This window comes from Roseibacillus persicicus (genome assembly GCF_014651675.1).
GTDB lineage: Bacteria > Verrucomicrobiota > Verrucomicrobiia > Verrucomicrobiales > Akkermansiaceae > Roseibacillus > Roseibacillus persicicus.
Genome location: NZ_BMXI01000002.1, coordinates 238773 through 257066, shown reverse-complemented (window position 1 = coordinate 257066; position 18294 = coordinate 238773). Strand labels below are relative to the sequence as shown.

Sequence of the window (18294 nt, the reverse complement as noted above, 5' to 3'; positions counted from 1 at the left end):
TTCACTCCGCCAACATGGCCCCGACCACCTCGGCTGCCGTTCGTTCACTATAGTGATTGAGCTTCCAATGGGTCGGGCACCAGCCCTTGAGAAAACGATGGAAATCCGTCCAAGCGAGCGGGAAAAGTTCGCGCCATTCTGCCTCAACCGCGGCAGAATCGATCCCGCTTCTCCTGCGCTGCAAGGCTCCTGTTAGAAAGCGAAAATAGCTGTCAAGCAGCTCGTCTTCGCGGAGCTCCATCGTGCCTTCGTCCAAACAGCTCCCGAGAAAGTAGGCCACATCCTTCATCCCACAACCGCCTCCTACATACTGAAAGTCCAGCCCCGCCACCTGTTCCGAACTCTTCGAGAAACAGAAGTTGGCCAACTTGGCATCACCATGAACAAGGGTTTGGAACCGGGCCTCTCGCAGCCGTTCATCTATCGAAGGAGCGGCGGCGCGGAGGGCGTCATCCTGCAACGCCGCAAGCTCATCAGGACGCGTATCGAGGTGCCAGTAGGTTCCAACTTCCCACAGACCGGGCCATGATTTCGGACTCTCACTGAGGTGAATCGAATGAAACTCGGCAAGCCAATGGAGGCAAAGACTCACCTCACCCCATCCGGCAGAATCCAATCGTTCAGGGTATCCGGCGGCATCCAGATCCTCCAGAAGCAAAAGAGTATGCCCCCCGACGCAAGTAGATCCCAACATTGCGGGAGTACGGCAATTGGGGTCGTGCTTCGGGTTGTAGTCACCATACCAATTGTCCTCAACCTGATAGGATCTGACCTTTCTCGCATGGGAAAGACTGGTGTTCCAGCCACGAGGATGATTGCCCGCAGCGGGGGGAGCGATGTGCTTGGCAACTACCGTCTTCAGATCTCCTCCCTCCAGCCCCAGACGAAGAATCTGACCGTAGCCACTCCAGAGCTCCTGCATCACGTCCACGACCGCGAAAGCTCTCGCTCCGGTTCTTCTTAAGATAAAGGAATTGAACGATGAGAGAGCAGTCACTGGAAGTCTTCAATTTCAGACGAAAGGCTGGGATGCAAACTCTCATGGGCACTCAAGGCGACAACCAGCGGAACAAACACTACCAGAATCTCCCAGCGCGCAACTGAAAAGGCGCTGAAGAACTGCCCCCCATCGAAAAGTCCGGCGGCAAGTCCAAAAAGAACAAGCGGCAATTCCGGTCGCCGACGGATCGTCCACAACGCGACCCCAAGAAAAACTAACAACAATAAAGAACCCAAAACGCCATAGCCCGCCAATTGCCCCAAATAGGCACTGTGGGGGTGATGAACCAACCAGCCCAGTTCTTCGGGAGGCAGACTGAAGACCTCCCCCGTTCCAACAGCCCAGTCCCACCCCGAGAGCTGTTTCAAGTACTCCTGATAAACATCCAATCTTCCTGCTGACCCCCGGCTCATCAAATCATCTCCCTCCGCTTTTCCAAACTGAAGGGCCATAGCCCAGTAGGCGACAAATCCCGCCACAGGCACCAGCAGATTCTGCCAGACATAAGCGGGGGCAAGGCGGAGCTTGAAAGGACTTTTTCCCAACAAAATCCCCTGCAGCAAATGCCCTCCTCCTGCAACCAAGGCAGCCAAAAGGGCGCCCCGGGATTCCGAAGCCGCAAGCGCTGCGCCTAAAAAGATGAGAGCCAGGTATTGCCCCCACACTGGGATACGACGGTGGCGCGCCCAAGGACCCCAGCACACCACCAGCGCGAAACCTACTAGAATTCCCGTAGTAACCGCGTTGAAACCCGCCCGGTAGCGCCAAACCAAACGGAATCGCTGCTCGGAAATCCCATAGTCTTGATAGAAATGGAAAAAGCTCGCCCCAATCGCAACCAACGCCACCACCATCACCGACCACCAGAGCCGCAGCCTGGCGGACGGGTTTTGACCCAAGAGAGCTAGTGAGGTGACTAAGATGGAAAGCACCACAAAGTCCTTGCCACTGCCCGCGCCTCCCCACCAATCGCCGGCTCGAGCACCGGTCACCCAGAACTGCCATTCGATGAGTGAGAACAAACTCCACCAACAGAAATACCGTCGCACCCCCGCCCCAAACCACTCTTTCCACAAGTTCCAAGCGTGGTCCGCGTTGAGAGCGAAGGCCGGAAGAACAACCCATTGCAACAAAAGACCCTGTTCCCAACGACCACGACACCACCAGAATCCAGTAACCCACGCTATGAGGGCAAACTGGAGAAGGAACGGGCGCCATTTGTCCAAGCGCCCCATTTCGCTGAAAGTGATCACGGAGCGGGAAACTAGCGCGTGTTGGGCAAGATGACCAGCTTGGCAGAACCCCGCAAATCATCCAACCCTCCCCCGAACAGGTGGCTGCCCCCTTACCCTGAGGACCTAGGAGACTAAAACTCCCGAATCTTTAGCTCGCGGAAGGACACCTCATTCCCGTGATCCTGCAGCATGATCCGTCCTTGCACATTCACTCCAAACCCTTCGTTTTTCTTATACTTACTGGCTTTGAAGCGCTTCTCCCACTCTTCCGAAGGGATTTCCAAGCGCATCACTTCTTCGCCGTTCAGATAGTGAGTCACAACGCCCTCTTTGACCAAAATTCGGGATTGATTCCATTCGCCCGCCGGTTTGAGCTTCTTTTTCTCGTTGGCGGCCTTCAAATCATAGAGAGCTGCGGTCTGGCGAACTCCACCATTTTTACCATCAGGATGCTTGGAATCATCAAGAACCTGATACTCAAGACCTAGCACTTGGTTTCCGTAGTTCTGAACCCGGTATTTCACTCCGGAGTTTCCGCCTTCTGAAATCTTCCACTCAAAGGCGAACTCGAAGTCTCCAAACTCCTTCTCGGTAACCAGGGAACCGGACCCTCCCGACTTCCGGGTGAGAATTCCATCTTCAGCTACCCAATTCCCTTCCTTCACCTCTTTCCCTTTGGCGTTCGTCCAACCGGAGAGAGTTTCTCCGTCAAAGAGCGGTTTCCAGAGAGGTTCCGCCGGCGACTTTTCAGCGGCATTGACGAGGGCGGCAGACAATAGAAAGGTGGCAATCTGATTTTTCATCCAAGCGAGATACCGCCTTCAGGTGATTGACTTTGCAAGAGAATGGCGAATTTTTTCTCGAACTTAACGAAAATCGTCAGATCCGTGAGTTTTTGAGATGCCGTATTGATTTATGAGAATCGCGAGCGCAGGATCCGGTTGCTAAAAATGACGGATGGGAGAACCGATGGGTTTTCTCGACCGCAAGCAATCCATGCGGGCTCCCGGATTGGTCTCCGGGGGCCCTCATCTTTTTAAAACGAGACCTCGTTTTCATGCTCCCTATCAGCATGAGACTGCTCCTCTGCGAAAGACCTCCTTTCGAGAGCCTTTTCCCCCTTTCCAAAAAAATCAGAAAAGGATGCATCTGCCATTTGAGGACAGGCGTTGCTCTTCAGGACGGGGTTTTTAGTCGCCTGTCACCAAACTCTGATTTGCCATGAAAGAACCAAAACCATCCCCTTGCTCTCCCCTCCGGAGAAATATCTTCACGTCCCCTCGCAGCCTTCGCTCCGTCGGGTCGCTTTGTTTCGCCCTCCCGCTCTGCTTCTTTGTATCGCACGCCTCGGCCACCAACTTTGTAGTTGATACTAATGATGACGAAGCCTACGACGGCGGCACTCTTTCCGACGAGATGATGGACGGCACCGGTCTGTCCCTCCGCGAAGCAGTCGCCTTGGCCAATCAGAACGGCGGCTCTCCCGATAGCGGCGATCTCGATGGCGACACCATCACCTTCGGTGGATTGGGCTACCTCATCTCCGCTCCCAATCTCACCCTCACCTCCGAGATCACGATTACCGATGACCTCTCTATCGATGGATTCACTCTTGGAGGCACCGCTTCCATCAACGGGGCTTCCGCCACCCGTCTCTTCGTCACCAATACCACCCCTCTCGCAGGCGCTGACAATCTGGTGTTGCTCACCAACCTGAATCTTCTCAACGGAACGGTATCAGGAAACGGCGGAGCGATTCTCACCTCCCCCGGTGACGAACTGGCGCTGGACTCGGTTCGGCTTCGCAACTGCGTGGCCGACAACGGGGGCGCGATCTATAGTGATGGCTCCCGCGTCTCGATCATCGACTCATCCTTCGATGGCAACGCGGCCACGGCGGCTGCTGGCAGCGGAGGTGCTTTCTTCAATGCCGCCGGCGGAACACTCGCGGTGAATGACACCGGATTTGAAAACAACGTCGCCAACCGCGCGGGTGGCGCGATTGAGGACCAGTCGGCAGGAACGAGCGGCTTCGATATCACGCTCACCAACGCGACCTTTATCGGCAACAAAGCCGGAGTCGCCCCCGCAACAGCCGCTCCTGGTAACGGAGGGGCCATTCACATTACCGGTTCAGGCTCGATCGACATCTCGGGTGGCTCGGCCAGTGAGAACATGGCTGCCCGCGAGGGAGGAGCCTATTGGAATGACAAAGGGTTGATGACCATCAGCGACACCACCATCTCCAGCAACTCGGCGAGTGGACCAGATGCCCACGACGGCGGCGGTGGATTGTTCAACAATGGCGGAACCCTGACCGTCACGAGCACAACACTTTCTAACAATCTCGCGGATGGTTCAGCAGGTAGCGGAGGAGCTATTCTCACAAAGGATGGTGCGGTCACGCTGAGTGGCGTGATCATTTCCTCCAATACCGCCAACCGCGCCGGTGGCGGCATCGAGGCGATTGATGGTGAACTGAGCCTCGATGGAGTCACCTTGGGCGGAGCTTCTGCGGCGGATGGAAACATCGCAGGCCCGTCCGGTAGTGCCGCTCCCGGAAACGGGGGCGGTATCCACATCTCCGGTTCCACCACAACCACGATTACCGGAGGCACGGTCCAGTTTAACCAAGCCGCCCTCGAAGGAGGTGGTCTTTGGAACCAGGCGAATTCCGTGATGACTTTGACCGCAGGAACTCTCGTCGCTAACAACACCGCATCTGGTGATGCTGCTGACGACGGCGGTGGTGGCATCTTTAACAATGGCGGCGAAGTCGAGATCAACGCGGTTGGTGGCGTGGTCGAAATTTCTCGCAATATCGCATCGGGCACTTCGGGTAGTGGCGGCGGGCTCCACAACCAAGTGGGAGGCGTGGTCACTATCAATGGGGCCACCTTCACCGGCAACTTGGCCAACCGGGCGGGAGGCGCGATCGAAGATGCCTCTGGCGCGGGCCTGGGCATCACCTTGGTCGGAGTCACGCTTGACTCTAACAATGCAGGAGTAGCTCCCGCAGTGGGCGCGCCCGGAAGCGGCGGAGGAGTGCATATCTCCGGCCCTGGCGACATCGATATCACCGGCGGCACAATTTCTAACAACATCGCATCCTCCGAAGGAGGCGGACTGTGGAACGGAACCGGCCGGATGAATCTGGTAGGCCCATCCATCACAGCCAACACTGCCAGCGGAGCCGGTGCGGACCAAGGCGGCGGCGGAGTCTTCAACGCTGGCGGAGTGGTCGACATTACCCTCTCCACCTTGATCGACCTCAACGTGGCGGACGGAACTTCCGGCAGTGGCGGGGGAATCTTAAACGATGCCGGCGGAACGGTCACAATCACCAACTCGACCATCACAAACAATCGCGCCAACCGCGCGGGAGGAGGAATCGAGGACAACTCGGGTGACGGGCTGGGGCTCACCGTGACCAATACCACCCTTTCTAACAACAACGCGGGAGCAGCACCTGCCACAGCCAATCCCGGCAACGGAGGCGGCCTGCACATCAGTGGCAGCGGCAGCGCCCTCTTCACCGGAGGAGTCATCGATGGCAACGTGGCAGCACGCGAAGGCGGTGGCCTCTGGAACAGCGTCGGCACCCTGACGGTCGACGGCAGCACTCTTTCTAACAACATTGGACAAGGTCCAGCCTTGGACGACGGCGGAGGAGCCATCTTCAACAACGGGGGCACCTTGATCGTTCAGAACGGCGCAATGCTTACCGGCAACAGCGCAACAGGAACCGCAGGCAGCGGAGGTGGAATTCTGAACCTCACCAACGGAACCGTTTCCGTGACAGATTCCACCCTGACTGGCAATGTGGCCAATCGCGCGGGCGGAGGCATTGAAGACCAGTCCGACCTCACCTCGGGAGTGGCCATTCTTTTGACCAACACCACCTTGAGCGAGAACAACGCCGGAGTCGCCCCTGCGACAGCAGCCCCCGGTAATGGTGGCGGCTTACACGTCACCGGCCCCGGCAACGTAACCGTCGAAGGCGGCACTGTGAATGCCAACGTGGCTGCCGCGGAAGGCGGCGGACTCTGGATCGGTTCTGGAATCCTTTCCGTCAACGGCGTGATGGTCACGGCCAACATCGCAAGCGGTGACGCCTCTGACCAAGGGGGCGGAGGTCTCTTCAGCGCCGGCGGAATCATCGAAGTCACTGACTCAACCCTGGACGGCAACGTTGCCGATGGCGCAGCCGGTAGTGGTGGCGGTATCCTCAATGACGCGGGCGGTTCTCTCACCGTGACCGGCTCGATCTTGAGCAACAACGTCGCCAACCGCGCGGGTGGAGGCATCGAAGACAACTCGGGAATGGGTCTCGGCGTGGTGCTGAACAATGTGACTTTCGAGGCTAACAACGCCGGAGTCGCCCCTGCGGTTGCAGCTCCCGGTAGCGGTGGTGCAATGCACATCACGGGTCCTGGCGACGCGACTGTCGAAGGCGGAACTCTTATCCTCAACACCGCCGCCTCCGAAGGTGGTGGACTCTGGAACGGAACCGGCACAATGACCGTGAGCAATGTTTCCCTCTTGGAAAACATCGCAAGTGGCGCCGGTGCGGACCAAGGTGGTGGAGCGCTCTTCAATGCGGGCGGAACCCTCACGGTCGAAGGTGATACCATCATCGCGGACAACGTGGCCGATGGCGCATCGGGAAGTGGTGGAGGCATTTTCAACGATGGTGGAATCCTCACCGTCACGGGAGCAGTCCTGATGAGCAATGTGGCCAACCGCGCAGGAGGAGCCCTCGAGGTGACCGCGAACAGCGAGTCCACCTTGGCAGACTGCATCGTCAACGAAAACGTTGCGGGACCATCTGGAACAGCGGCCCCCGGTAACGGTGGCGCCATCCATATCTCGGGTTCTGGCAAAGTCACCACTTCGGGTTCGACCTACGACTCCAACAGCGCGGGCAACGAAGGAGGCGGTCTCTGGAACTCCGGCGCAGGAACGTTGGAAGTGACCACTTCCACCCTGAGCGCGAACATGGCCCCCGACGGCGGCGGCCTTTTCAACCAGGCTGGAGCCGGCGTCACCACCGTCACCAACTCCACCGTTTCCGGCAACAGTGCCACCAATGGAGGAGGCGCGCAAATTGAAGGCGGCTCCATGAGCTTCCTGCATGTCACCCTCGCTAACAACTCGGCAACCACCGATGGCGGAGGCGTCAATGTCACGACGGGCGACCTCGTCGCAGCCAACAGCCTCTTCGGCGACAATACGGCAGGAGGCAATGGCCCCGACGTCAATGGTGCCTTTGCGATGGCCAACTCAAATCTGGTGGAGGACTCCTCCGGAACCTCGGGCTTGGATGCGAGCAACTTGACCGGAGTCGATCCACTGCTGGCCCCACTCTCCGACAATGGCGGCGCGACCCTCACCCACCTGCCCGACTGCGGAAGCCCTGCAGTTGATGCTGGCGACAGTGCGGCCTCCTCGGGTCTAACCACTGACCAACGTGGCATGGGCTTCGCCCGTCTGTTAGGCAATGCGGTTGACATCGGTGCCACCGAGTTCTTCCTCCAGACCTTCGCGGAATGGGCGGATAATAACTTTACCGCAGCGACTCCCCTTTCCCAGCGTGGATTGATGGGCGACCCCGACGGCGATGGACTGAGCAATGGCATCGAGTGGTTGACGGGCTTGAACCCCGAGGCCTCCGACGGCTCCCCCTTTGGATTCACCTCCGACGGCTCGGCTCTTTCCCTGAGCTATCCTCGCAGCAAGTCCGTGCCACCTAGCGCTGATGTCTTGGAAGTCTCCGAAGACCTCGTCTCTTGGGATGACTCGGTGATGCCCACACGCAACAGCAAACCTGGTGGTGCTGGCAGCGAGAACATCACCCTCACATTGGATAGCAGCGCGTTCGCGAAGCTCTTTGCCCGCATCAAAGTGAGCAACTAATTTAGTCTTTCCCGGACAATCCAAAAAGCCCCGGAGTCGCTCGCGGCCCCGGGGTTTTTCGTGTTCAGCGCTTTCCCTTCTTCTGTCGAAAGATCCTTTCCCACCAAACTACAAAAAAGATTGGAAGGATTCAGGGCGAGGCCTGTCTGACCTAAAATCCTTTGCGCTCACGCCAGATTGCGGTTCAGTTCACCCAACTGAACACCTCCCTCCAGCCCTTCTTTAAAACCCGCAAGTGGAAGCCCTTCGACTTTCAGCAAGAGGCATGGTCTGCCTTTGCGGAAGGGCGGAGCGGATTGATTCATGCGCCCACTGGTCTCGGCAAAACCCTCTCCGCCTTCCTCGGTCCCCTCGCCGAAGAAGTGGAAAACCCCAGCCCGAAGAACACTCTCCGCGTGATCTGGCTCACTCCTCTGCGCGCTCTAGCAGCCGACACCCTTGAGTCCCTGCGCGAGCCAGTGGCCGAATTGGCCCCCCATCTCGAGGTCGAGGCCCGCACTGGCGACACCTCGGGCTACCGCAAAAAGAAGATTCGCGAAAAGCCTCCCTTCGCCCTTGTCACCACCCCGGAGTCCCTCTCTCTCCTGCTGACCTACGAGGACTCTCGTAGCTACTTCGAGAGCGTCGACTGCGTGGTCGTCGACGAGTGGCACGAGCTCATCGGCAACAAGCGCGGGGTGCAGACCGAGCTCTGCCTCGCCCGCCTGCGCCGATTCAATCCGAAGCTCAGGGTCTGGGGACTCTCCGCCACCTTGGGCAATCTGGAGCAGGCGGCCAAGGTGCTGGTGCCGACTTCTGCCCCCACCTCCCAGCCCCTCATCATTCATAGCAAGGAGCGCAAAGCCCTTTCCATCAGCACCCTCCTGCCCAAGGACGTGGAACGCTTTCCCTGGGCTGGCCACATTGGCACCCGACTGGCCCGCCAGGTCGCCCAACAAGTCGACAAACATAAATCTACTCTCCTCTTCACCAACACCCGTTCCCAGACCGAGATCTGGTACCAAGAGCTGGCTTCCCTTCGGAAAAAGTGGGGAGACCAACTCGCCATGCACCATGGTTCGCTCGACCGCGAGGTCAGGGACAAAGTCGAGCAAGGCCTGCGCGAGGGCTCTCTCAAGTGCGTGGTCTGCACCTCTTCGCTCGACCTCGGGGTCGACTTCTCTCCCGTCGATCTAGTCATCCAAGTCGGTTCACCCAAAGGCATTGCCCGCCTGATGCAACGCGCGGGCCGCTCCGGTCATTCCCCCGGCTCCACCTCCAAACTGATCTGCGTCCCCACCAACGCCTTGGAACTGTTAGAATTCGCCGCTGCCCGCGATGCCATCGAATCTGCCCGTGAGGTGGACGTCCCGTTCACCAATAACAAAAGTGGACGAGACGTCCACTCCACGAACTCACACATCGAATCGCGCCCTCCTCTCCGCAAGCCCCTCGATCTCCTCGTGCAACATCTCGTCACCCTATTGATTGGGGAGCCTGCTCACCCCGATGAGCTTCGCGCCGAGATCGAGACCACCCATGCCTATCGTCACCTCACCGACGCGGAATGGGAATGGGCGCTGGGCTTCATCACCCACGGCGGCGACGCCCTGAAGGCCTACCCCGGCTACCAGAAGGCCGAACTTTTAGAAGACGGCACCCTGACTGTCACCGACAAGCGAAAGATTCAACTCCACCGCATGTCCATCGGCACCATCACCTCTGACCAAGGCATCCTCGTCAAGATGGGCAATGGCAAGTTGCTTGGCACCATCGAGGAAGGGTTCATCTCGCGGCTGAAGCCCGGGCAGCAGCTCATCTTTGCGGGACGACGCTTGGAGTTCGTTCGTCTACGTGCCCACACCGCCACCGTTCGCCCCGCCTCCAAGAATCACAAAGGCCAAGTCGCGACCTGGAACGGGGCCAAGATGTCGCTTTCCACCGAGCTCACCCACGCCATCGCCCACCGCCTGCACTGCGACCCAGCGGAAAGCCCGGAAACCCGCGCTCTCCAGCCACTGTTAGAGATTCAGAAAAAGTGGTCCCAGCTTCCCGACGACACCGAGCTCCTCATCGAGCACACCTATCTGGAAAAAGAGCGACTCCACAACCTCTTCGCCTTTACCCTCGCAGGACGGTCGGCCAACGAAGGTCTGGGGGCGCTCCTCGCCTGGCGCATTACCCGCGACACCGGGGCCACCGTGGAGGCCACCCAGAGCGACTACGGATTCTCGCTCTCCTCCCCCGCCGAACTGCCCACCAGCGAGGATGAGTGGCGGGAACTTTTTTCTACTAAAAATCTAGTAGATGACCTGCTCGATTGCCTCAATGCCACCGAGCTCGCCCGCCGCCAGTTTCGCGACATTGCCCGCGTCGCCGGACTGGTGGTCGCCAATTACCCTGGTCAGCGGAAGACCGGGCGCGAGCTCCAGACCTCGGCCAGCCTCCTCTTCGACGTCTTCACCAACTACGACCCCCATAACCTCCTCCTCGGCCAAGCCCAGCAGGAGATTCTCGAAAAGCAGCTCGAGCTCACCCGCCTGCAAGCCGTCCTACTCACCTTGCAAACCCTTCCCCTCACCATCATCTCCACCGAGCGCCTCACCCCCTTCGCCTTCCCTCTCTGGGCCGACCGTTTGCAGGCCAACACCACCGGCAAGGACTACGCCACCCGCTTGGAAGCGATGCTGACCTCGTTGGAGGTTTCCGCGAAGTAGCAAGGCTCACGAACTCGCGATCCTCACCACTCAACCGCCAGAACCAAAGTCAGCACCACCACGACTGTCAGCAAAAACAGGCCCAGAAAAATCCAGCGATAGTGGCTACGCGGAATTCGTTTCTCCCCAGGGTCGAAGATCGTGCGACAATTCTGGCAAAGACAAACCTCCTTCGGACTGCGAGGCAGGAGATACGCAAGATGGCCCAGAAACAGCACGTCACTAGCTGAAGGCCCCTCTTTCTTTCTCACCGGCACACGCGGGGTCGTTTGTTCGCAGTGCGGACAAACTAGAAACCGAACTGGGACATCTCCAACTTCTCTCATTAATTTTTCATCTCTCACCTGAACTCAAGTTTCCGAAACCACCGAATACCGAATCACTTTCGCTCCCAGCCGATTCCGCGCATTTTATCAACCCGCTCCCTCCGCGTCCAGAGAACACCCTGCGGACCATCCTTTTCCGACCTCCAATCAATGCCTCTACCAAGTTTTACTGAACTTGTTTAAATCGTTTCCTAGTCCATAGTACAGGCAGATGGCCCGCCACACTCGAATCCTCTTTGTCTGCCTTGGTAACATTTGCCGCTCTCCCGCAGCCGAGAGCACCATGCGAAACCTGTTGCAAAAGCACGGGGTTGATTCGATCTCCCTGGATTCAGCCGGCACCGCAGGCTACCACATTGGAAAGGCCCCCGATCCGAGGATGACGACCACTTTGGAGAACCGGGGGGTCACCGTAACGGGACGAGCCCGGAAGTTCAGCGCACAAGATTTTGGCAAATTCGACCTGATTCTCGCCATGGATGAGGAAAATCAGGACGACATGCTCATGCTGGCCAAGACGGACGAAGACCGGGCCAAGGTCCGGACCTTCCTGAGCTTTTCCAAGAAATTCGAAGGCCCCGATGTCCCTGACCCCTACTACGGTGGGCCCGAAGGCTTCGAACTAGTCGCGGACATGATGGTCGACGGCTGCGAGGGAATTCTGCGCAGCTTGGGCAAGATTCAGTAGACCTTGGGAGAAGCTGGAGTGAAAGCTGGCACGCAACTTTCTTGTTACGCGAAATCACTGTTAGCGTAGCGAGTTGGCCTTCAGGCTGGTGCTATTCTTTTCGCCCAGTAGCTTAGGTCCGCTCCCAACCCCCAAATGAACTCCCGCCCCCTCCTCTCCGGCTCGATTGTCGCCGTTGTCACTCTCGCTCTCATCCTCACCTTTTGCTTGGACTCGAAGTCTGAGGAAGCTTCCGCCGAGCCACAGAAAGCCACCCAAGCATCTTCTACCGAAAAGGCGGCAAAATCAGGGTCGCTCGTCACCGAAGAAGTCGCAGTGGTCCTCACCCCAGCGCCGTTTGCGACCTTTTCGACCCGTTCCAAGGGCCAAGACCGGAACTTCGTCCTTTCTTTGACCGAGGGCATGGAGCGCCGTCCCGAGGGTACAGATGTGGTCGTCCCCCTCGACCCTCCCGCGACTCTGGAGACTCTCGCCGAGCGCTTGAGCGAAACTGGAGCGGCGAATCCCGTGTGGCCGGTTTGTTACGAGGAAGGGAAGCCCCACACCGCAGCCTACCGCCACATCATCACCTCGGACCTGACCTTGAAATTGGAAAAAGGCGAGGACGAAATCGATTTGCCAGCTGGCCTCGTGGTGACCGAACGACCGGTCTACGCCCCTGGGCATGTGGTGGTCTCGGCGACCGATGCCTTTGCCGCGATGGCGGCCTTGCAGGAATTGCAGCAAGCGCCGGGAGTCGAAAACGCAGAGCTGCAACTGGCGGTGCAACGTCAGAAAAAGACTTTGCCCAACGACACCTTCATTGGCGACCAATGGCATTTGAAAGCCTCGGGCTCGGCCTCCAGTGACAGTGATGTCAACGTCGAGAACGCTTGGCAGTATGGCGCGAGCGGAGGAGTGCGAGGCAGTGGCGTGCGCATTGGCATCGTCGACGACGGCCTGCAAACCGCCCATCCGGATCTGGCCGCCAATGTCGATACCACCAACGACAAAGACTGGAACGGAGACGACAACAGCCCGGAACCCGAAGGCGACGATGACCACGGAACCGCCTGCGCGGGAAATGCGGGGGCAGTGGGCAACAACAACCTCGGAGTCTCCGGTACTGCTCCCGAAGCGACCCTCGTCGGCATGCGATTGATCGCGGCGGGGGCAACCGATAGCCAAGAGGCCCAAGCCCTCGCCTATCTCCCCGACCTGATCGAAATCAAGTCGAACTCTTGGGGCCCGAATGACGATGGCAGCACCTTGGAAGCCCCCGGCTCTCTTACCGAAGGCGCTTTGAGCTTCGCAGCCCAAACAGGTCGCGGCGGCTTGGGTTCCATCTTTCTCTGGGCGGGAGGAAATGGCGGCGAGGTCGACGACAACTCCAACTATGACGGCTACGCCAACAACATCCACACCATCGCGGTGGGAGCGACCAACAGCTTGGGGCGACAATCTTACTACTCCGAGCCCGGTGCCAATCTGGTCATCACCGCACCCTCCAGCGGACAAGGTTCCGCGCTCGGAATCACCACCACCGACCGGACCGGAATCAACGGCTATTCGGACGAAGACTACACCGATGACTTTGGTGGCACTTCTTCCTCCACCCCCACGGCAGCTGGCATTGTGGCCTTGATGTTAGAAAAAAATCCCAGTCTCGGTTGGCGTGATGTGCAGGAAATCCTCATCCAGTCGGCGGCCAAAATCGATTCCTCCGATGGGGACTGGACCGACAATGGAGCGGGCTTTCACTTCAATCACAAATACGGCGCGGGGCTCATTGATGCCACTGCCGCGGTAGCTCTCGCAGACGGCTGGAACAATCTCGCGACGGCCAGTTCGGATTCTGCAAGCGAGACCGGCCTTTCCCTCGCCATCCCGGATAACAACCCGGCGGGCCTCACCCGAAACTTGGAACTGACTGGCGAAAATTTGCGCTGCGAACAGGTCACTCTCACCGTCAGCCTCACCCACTCCTTCCGAGGCGATCTCAGCATCACCCTCATCTCCCCCGCTGGCACGGAAAGCCGCTTGGCGGAGGAACGCAGCGACTCCAGCAGCAACTACAGCTCTTGGACCTTTTCCTCGGTTCGCCATTGGGGCGAGAATTCGGCCGGCACTTGGACGGTGCGCATCGCGGACAATGCGGCGAGCGATACCGGCACTCTCACCGCGCTCTCCCTCACCGCGCACGGTGCCCCGGGCATTCCGACCAACCCTGGCCCACAAGTGGCGATCAACACCCCTACCACGGGCAGTTCCTTCAGTCCGGGAGCCACGGTGACGGTCACCGTTTCTGCCAGCGATGTCACCGCCGACGGTTCAACGGGTTCGGTGACGAGTGTGGAGCTCTTTGACAATGGCGTCTCCCAAGGCTTGTTAACGAGCGCTCCCTATCAATTCTCTCTCACGCCCGATCTGGGCAATCACTCGCTGACCGCCACGGCAATCGATAGCGAAGGGGAAAGCACAAGCTCCAGCGTGGTGAGCTTCAGCGTAATCGACCAGGCTCCGACGGTTACGGCCGCCAGCCTCAGCCCGGCCTCACAAGCGTATTCCGATGAGGCCATCATCATCACCAACTTGACCGCCAGCGACCCCGAGGAGTCGTCCTTGAGCTTTGAGTATTTCTGGGAAAGCTCCAGCGATGGCGTCACTTGGACCGACTCCAGAATCACCGGCGACACCCTCCCCGCGGACCCCGCGCGAGCCGGTTTGCTCTGGCGGGCGGTGGTGGTCGCGAATGATGGCACGAACTCGAGCGCGCCACTTTACACCGCCGCCACCAATAGCCTGACTCGTCCACCCGCCACTGCCAGCACGGGCCAATCCCTCAGTTACCTCTCTGGACTTGTTCTGCGAGGAAGCGAATCGACCTTGGCCCGCGATGCCATCATCAACGAGTTCAGCCAGGGAGTCTCCGGCACCTCCGAGTGGGTGGAGATTCTTGTTCTCCGCGAAAGCTCTTTGCGCAATTGGAGCCTGGCAGATTCTAACAGCTCCACCCTGACCTTCAGCGACGAAGTCATCTGGGACAGCATTCCCGCAGGCACTTTGATCGTGATCTACAACGGCTCCAGCAAAGACAGCCTCCTTCCAGCGGACGACTTCGATGCCAGTGATGGTACGCTGGTCCTCGCGAGCACGGATGAGACTTTCTTCACCGGCAGTTGGCCGAGCTTTGGCAATGGCGGCGACTCCGTGCGGCTCAGCGATGACAGCGGGCAACTGGTCGCGGGTTTTTCCTACGGTTCCAACTCTTCGGTTTCTCCTTCTCTCGGAGCCATCAGTTCAGGCAAGTCCGCCTACTTCATCGGCGATGATGAGGCCGAAGCCAGTTCGGCTGGCTCTTGGAAAATCACCACCTCAGGCACCGCCCGCCTGCTTCGCGGAACGCGAATTCCCACCAGTCTGCCTATCGCCTACGGCGGAAGCTGGAGCAGCCTGCCTACTGGTTTCACGAGTTCAGGAACCAGCACCTACAGCAGCAATCTGGGCACCGACACCGACCCGGGATCCGCTAAATTCGATGACAGCGGGGACTCCCTCACTATTGAGTTCGACGCGGCCGCAAGCACTCTGAGTTATCAGTTGAAGGGCAACACCGGTGGCACCCCCACGACCAGCGGCACCTTTGTGGTGGAGGAGTCCACCGACGGCACGACCTATAGCCCCCTGCGCACCATCATCGATCAATCGACTACTGATACCGCCTACAGCGATTCCCTTTCGGCCTCGGCGCGCTTCCTTCGCTTTCGTTACGAAACCAAATCCTCTGGAAATATCCAGCTCGACCAAGTCACGCTCACCGCAGGCGACGTGGGTGGCCCCGATAGTCTCGGGCTATCCATCTCTCCGGCAACCTTCCCGGAATCCGCCGGAGCAACCGCAGCCACTGCGACCCTTTCCATCGCGGAAAGCCTGAGTGAATCTCTAACAGTCACCTTGGGCAGCAGCGACAGTTCCGCCGCCACCGTGCCCCTCAATGTCACCATTCCTGCGGGTCAAACTTCGGTCACCTTCCCAGTAGCCGCCATTGACGACAGCGATGCGGATGGCACCCAGTTCGCAACCATCACCGCTTCCGCACCAGATTACAGCGATGGAAGTTTCGACCTCACCATTACCGACGATGAACCCTCGCCGGAAGGCGTGACCCCTGCCGCAGGCAACAATCTCGCCAACCTCAACTACGTCGAGGACTTGCGCAGCGGAGCCTTCAATTCGCCCGCGCTCTTCCGGCTGGCAGACGGTTCCGTTCTCCCGAGCGGTCTCGACTTGGATCCCTTGACCGGACTCATCAGCGGCACCATTGGATTCTCTGCCACCGTGGGCGACTACCCGATCACAATTGAGCGCTACAACACTTTCTCGGAAACCGTGAGCCAGAGCTTCACCCTGGAAGTTATTGCCGGCAGTGGCGGTTACGCGAGCTGGATCGCAGGCGAAGGGGTTTCCCTAACAGGACCCAACGACGACCCGGATGGCGACGGTCTCGACAATCTGTTAGAGTATTATCTCGGGGGTCAGGCTGGCGTCACCGATGCGACCATTGCCCCCACTTTGGCCTCCGTTGGGACCGAATCCCTGACGATCACTTTCGCGCATCTCAAATCCGCGACCGACGTCTCGGGCATTGTCGAGTGGTCGGACACCCTCGAGCCGAACAGCTGGTCGAGCACCGGGGTGACGATTGAAGTCTTGAACGACCAACCCACCTTGGAACTCCTCCAGGCCACCATTCCCGTCGGCGGTTCACCCAAGCGCTTTGCCCGCCTGCGGGTGGAATAGAGACCACCCGCCCACAACTACCCTCACTCTTTCACAACGCCGAAGATGGTGGCGAATCCATGACCCTTCACTTCGGCGGGAGGGTCCACTTTCATTTGGGAGATATCTCCATCGAGGAAGAGGGCGTTGCGACAACCCAACTGGCGAAAACAATCAGCGAACGTCCAGAGATTGACCTCGGTTTTGCCATCGGTAATCACGAAAACCACCTGACCGGTTTCATCCACTCCCACCCCATTGCGGAGAAGCTCACTCTTCGACCCGCGATTGAAGGCGGGATGAGTCTTGCCATCTAACAAGAGGGCCGGCCCCGACTGCACCGCATACCAAAGGGTCGCTTTCTTCTCGGCCGACCACTGCGAAAGAGCCTTGCTTTCCACCACTTCCGCACGAAGTCCTTCCTCAGTTTTACGGAGACAAAAGACGGCATTGGGTTTGAGGAAGAAGTTCCCGGGAGCGTCCTTGAGATTGAGAGGATTCAACTCCTTACCCTTTTCCACATAGAGACCGGAAGGAATCTGCCGAGGCTCGAAGATGCCGCCATTCATCAGCATCGTAACCTTTTGCCCGTCCTCTAACAGGGCCTGTCTCGCCTGCTGAAAACTAAAGAGAGGTTTGTCGTTCGCGCCTTTCCAGACCAAGCGAACGTCCTCCGGCTGAGCCTTGAAAACACGGAAACTCTTCCCATGAAGCTCGAACTTCTCCTCCGCAGAATGGACGCCCAGAACGAGGGCTAGGCATAGAAAAATGATTCTCATCCCAACCTTCTACCACTTGAGAATTGTGAGCACCGGAAAATGGTCTGAGGGGACCTGGGTCCCGCGATGATGGCGCACGATTTGCGATTCACTAATCACCAACTCGAAAGAAGTGAGGACGTGGTCAATCATCGCACCCCCGGTTCCTGTGGTCTTCCATCCGTTGAAAGTGCCCCGCTCTTTTTCATCGGGATTCACTTTGAGAAAACTATTGGAAAGCCCTCCTTCTCCCTCGCTGAGAATCTTGAGTTCCGCACTGGTCTCACTCGCGTTGAAATCCCCCATCACGACCACGGGGGCCTTGTCTTCCTTTTGTCCCGCAAAGTGCTCGCGAATCAGCTGTGCCGACTTTTCACGCGAAGGCTGCCCCCGATGATCCCAGTGGGTATTGTAAACGAAGATCTCCTTTCCATTCGAACGATCAGTGAACTTCCCCCAAGTGCACACTCGCGTCACCGCGTTGCCCCAAGTCACGGAACCCGGCTCATCAGGAGTGTCCGAAAGCCAAAAGGTCCCCGACTGATTCGCGTCCAGGGAAAGGCGCTTCTTGCGATAGAAGATGGCCGAATACTCACCCCTCTTCCGACCATCATCCCGGCCAACTCCGACAAAGGAATACTCCGGTAGCTCCTTGGCAAGAAATCGAAGCTGACTATCGAGCGCCTCCTGAATCCCCAGCACATCCGGATTCATCTGCTGAATGGTTTCCACCACCAAATCCCGCCGCGAGGTCCAACTTTTCTCACCCTTGTCGCCTCTGGCCGCATAGCGAATATTGAAAGTCGCCACCCGGAGCTCGGCGGCGGAAGACGAGACGAACAGGAGCGAGAGGAGCACAAGGAGCCTTTTCATGAGCTCACTCTGCTGGAAGAGCGCGGAGAAAACCAGTCTGGGAT

9 protein-coding genes are annotated in these 18294 nt (G+C 58.5%); 4 read left to right on the top strand and 5 right to left on the bottom strand.

Going from position 1 to position 18294, the window contains the following annotated elements:
- Window position 1 precedes the first annotated feature (1 nt).
- The 3 genes from IE099_RS03320 to IE099_RS03310 form a co-directional block, all read right to left on the bottom strand.
- On the bottom strand, window positions 2-997 hold the full coding sequence (locus IE099_RS03320) for a phosphotransferase (RefSeq protein ID WP_229809367.1): 996 nt from the start codon (window positions 995-997) through the stop codon (window positions 2-4).
- The gene (locus IE099_RS03315) at window positions 994-2253 is read right to left on the bottom strand and encodes a hypothetical protein (RefSeq protein ID WP_189567328.1); all 1260 of its coding nucleotides are present in this window, start codon (window positions 2251-2253) and stop codon (window positions 994-996) included. The genes IE099_RS03320 and IE099_RS03315 overlap by 4 nt, the downstream gene beginning before the upstream one ends.
- Window positions 2254-2366: 113 nt before the next feature.
- Window positions 2367-3038 carry a 3-keto-disaccharide hydrolase gene (locus tag IE099_RS03310; protein WP_189567326.1) on the bottom strand — a complete coding sequence of 224 codons (672 nt, stop codon included), beginning with the start codon at window positions 3036-3038 and terminating at the stop codon, window positions 2367-2369.
- Between the two features lie 418 nt (window positions 3039-3456).
- Between IE099_RS03310 and IE099_RS03305 the strand changes: the two genes are divergently transcribed.
- The 4 genes from IE099_RS03305 (at window position 3457) to IE099_RS03290 (ending at window position 16640) form a co-directional block, all read left to right on the top strand.
- Window positions 3457-8151, top strand: coding sequence for a beta strand repeat-containing protein (locus IE099_RS03305; RefSeq protein WP_189567324.1), 4695 nt, complete (start codon window positions 3457-3459; stop codon window positions 8149-8151).
- Window positions 8152-8312: 161 nt separating this feature from the next.
- Window positions 8313-10847, top strand: coding sequence for a ligase-associated DNA damage response DEXH box helicase (locus IE099_RS03300; protein ID WP_229809366.1), 2535 nt, complete (start codon window positions 8313-8315; stop codon window positions 10845-10847).
- A gap of 537 nt (window positions 10848-11384) precedes the next feature.
- Window positions 11385-11861, top strand: coding sequence for a low molecular weight protein-tyrosine-phosphatase (locus IE099_RS03295; protein WP_189567322.1), 477 nt, complete (start codon window positions 11385-11387; stop codon window positions 11859-11861).
- A 135-nt stretch (window positions 11862-11996) separates the two neighbouring features.
- Window positions 11997-16640, top strand: coding sequence for a S8 family serine peptidase (locus tag IE099_RS03290; RefSeq protein ID WP_189567320.1), 4644 nt, complete (start codon window positions 11997-11999; stop codon window positions 16638-16640).
- Between the two features lie 23 nt (window positions 16641-16663).
- Here IE099_RS03290 and IE099_RS03285 read toward each other — a convergent pair whose 3' ends face one another.
- On the bottom strand, window positions 16664-17398 hold the full coding sequence (locus IE099_RS03285; protein ID WP_189567318.1) for a phosphodiester glycosidase family protein: 735 nt from the start codon (window positions 17396-17398) through the stop codon (window positions 16664-16666).
- A 9-nt stretch (window positions 17399-17407) separates the two neighbouring features.
- Window positions 17408-18250: an endonuclease/exonuclease/phosphatase family protein gene (locus IE099_RS03280; protein ID WP_189567316.1), complete on the bottom strand. Its 843-nt coding sequence runs from the start codon at window positions 18248-18250 to the stop codon at window positions 17408-17410.
- Window positions 18251-18294: the final 44 nt, after the last annotated feature.

Coding starts and splice junctions, on each gene's coding strand:
- IE099_RS03310 (WP_189567326.1), bottom strand. CDS start 3,038: ATGAAAAATCAGATTGCCACCTTTCTATTGTCTGCCGCCCTCGTCAAT.
- IE099_RS03305 (WP_189567324.1), top strand. CDS start 3,457: ATGAAAGAACCAAAACCATCCCCTTGCTCTCCCCTCCGGAGAAATATC.
- IE099_RS03295 (WP_189567322.1), top strand. CDS start 11,385: ATGGCCCGCCACACTCGAATCCTCTTTGTCTGCCTTGGTAACATTTGC.
- IE099_RS03290 (WP_189567320.1), top strand. CDS start 11,997: ATGAACTCCCGCCCCCTCCTCTCCGGCTCGATTGTCGCCGTTGTCACT.
- IE099_RS03285 (WP_189567318.1), bottom strand. CDS start 17,398: ATGAGAATCATTTTTCTATGCCTAGCCCTCGTTCTGGGCGTCCATTCT.
- IE099_RS03280 (WP_189567316.1), bottom strand. CDS start 18,250: ATGAAAAGGCTCCTTGTGCTCCTCTCGCTCCTGTTCGTCTCGTCTTCC.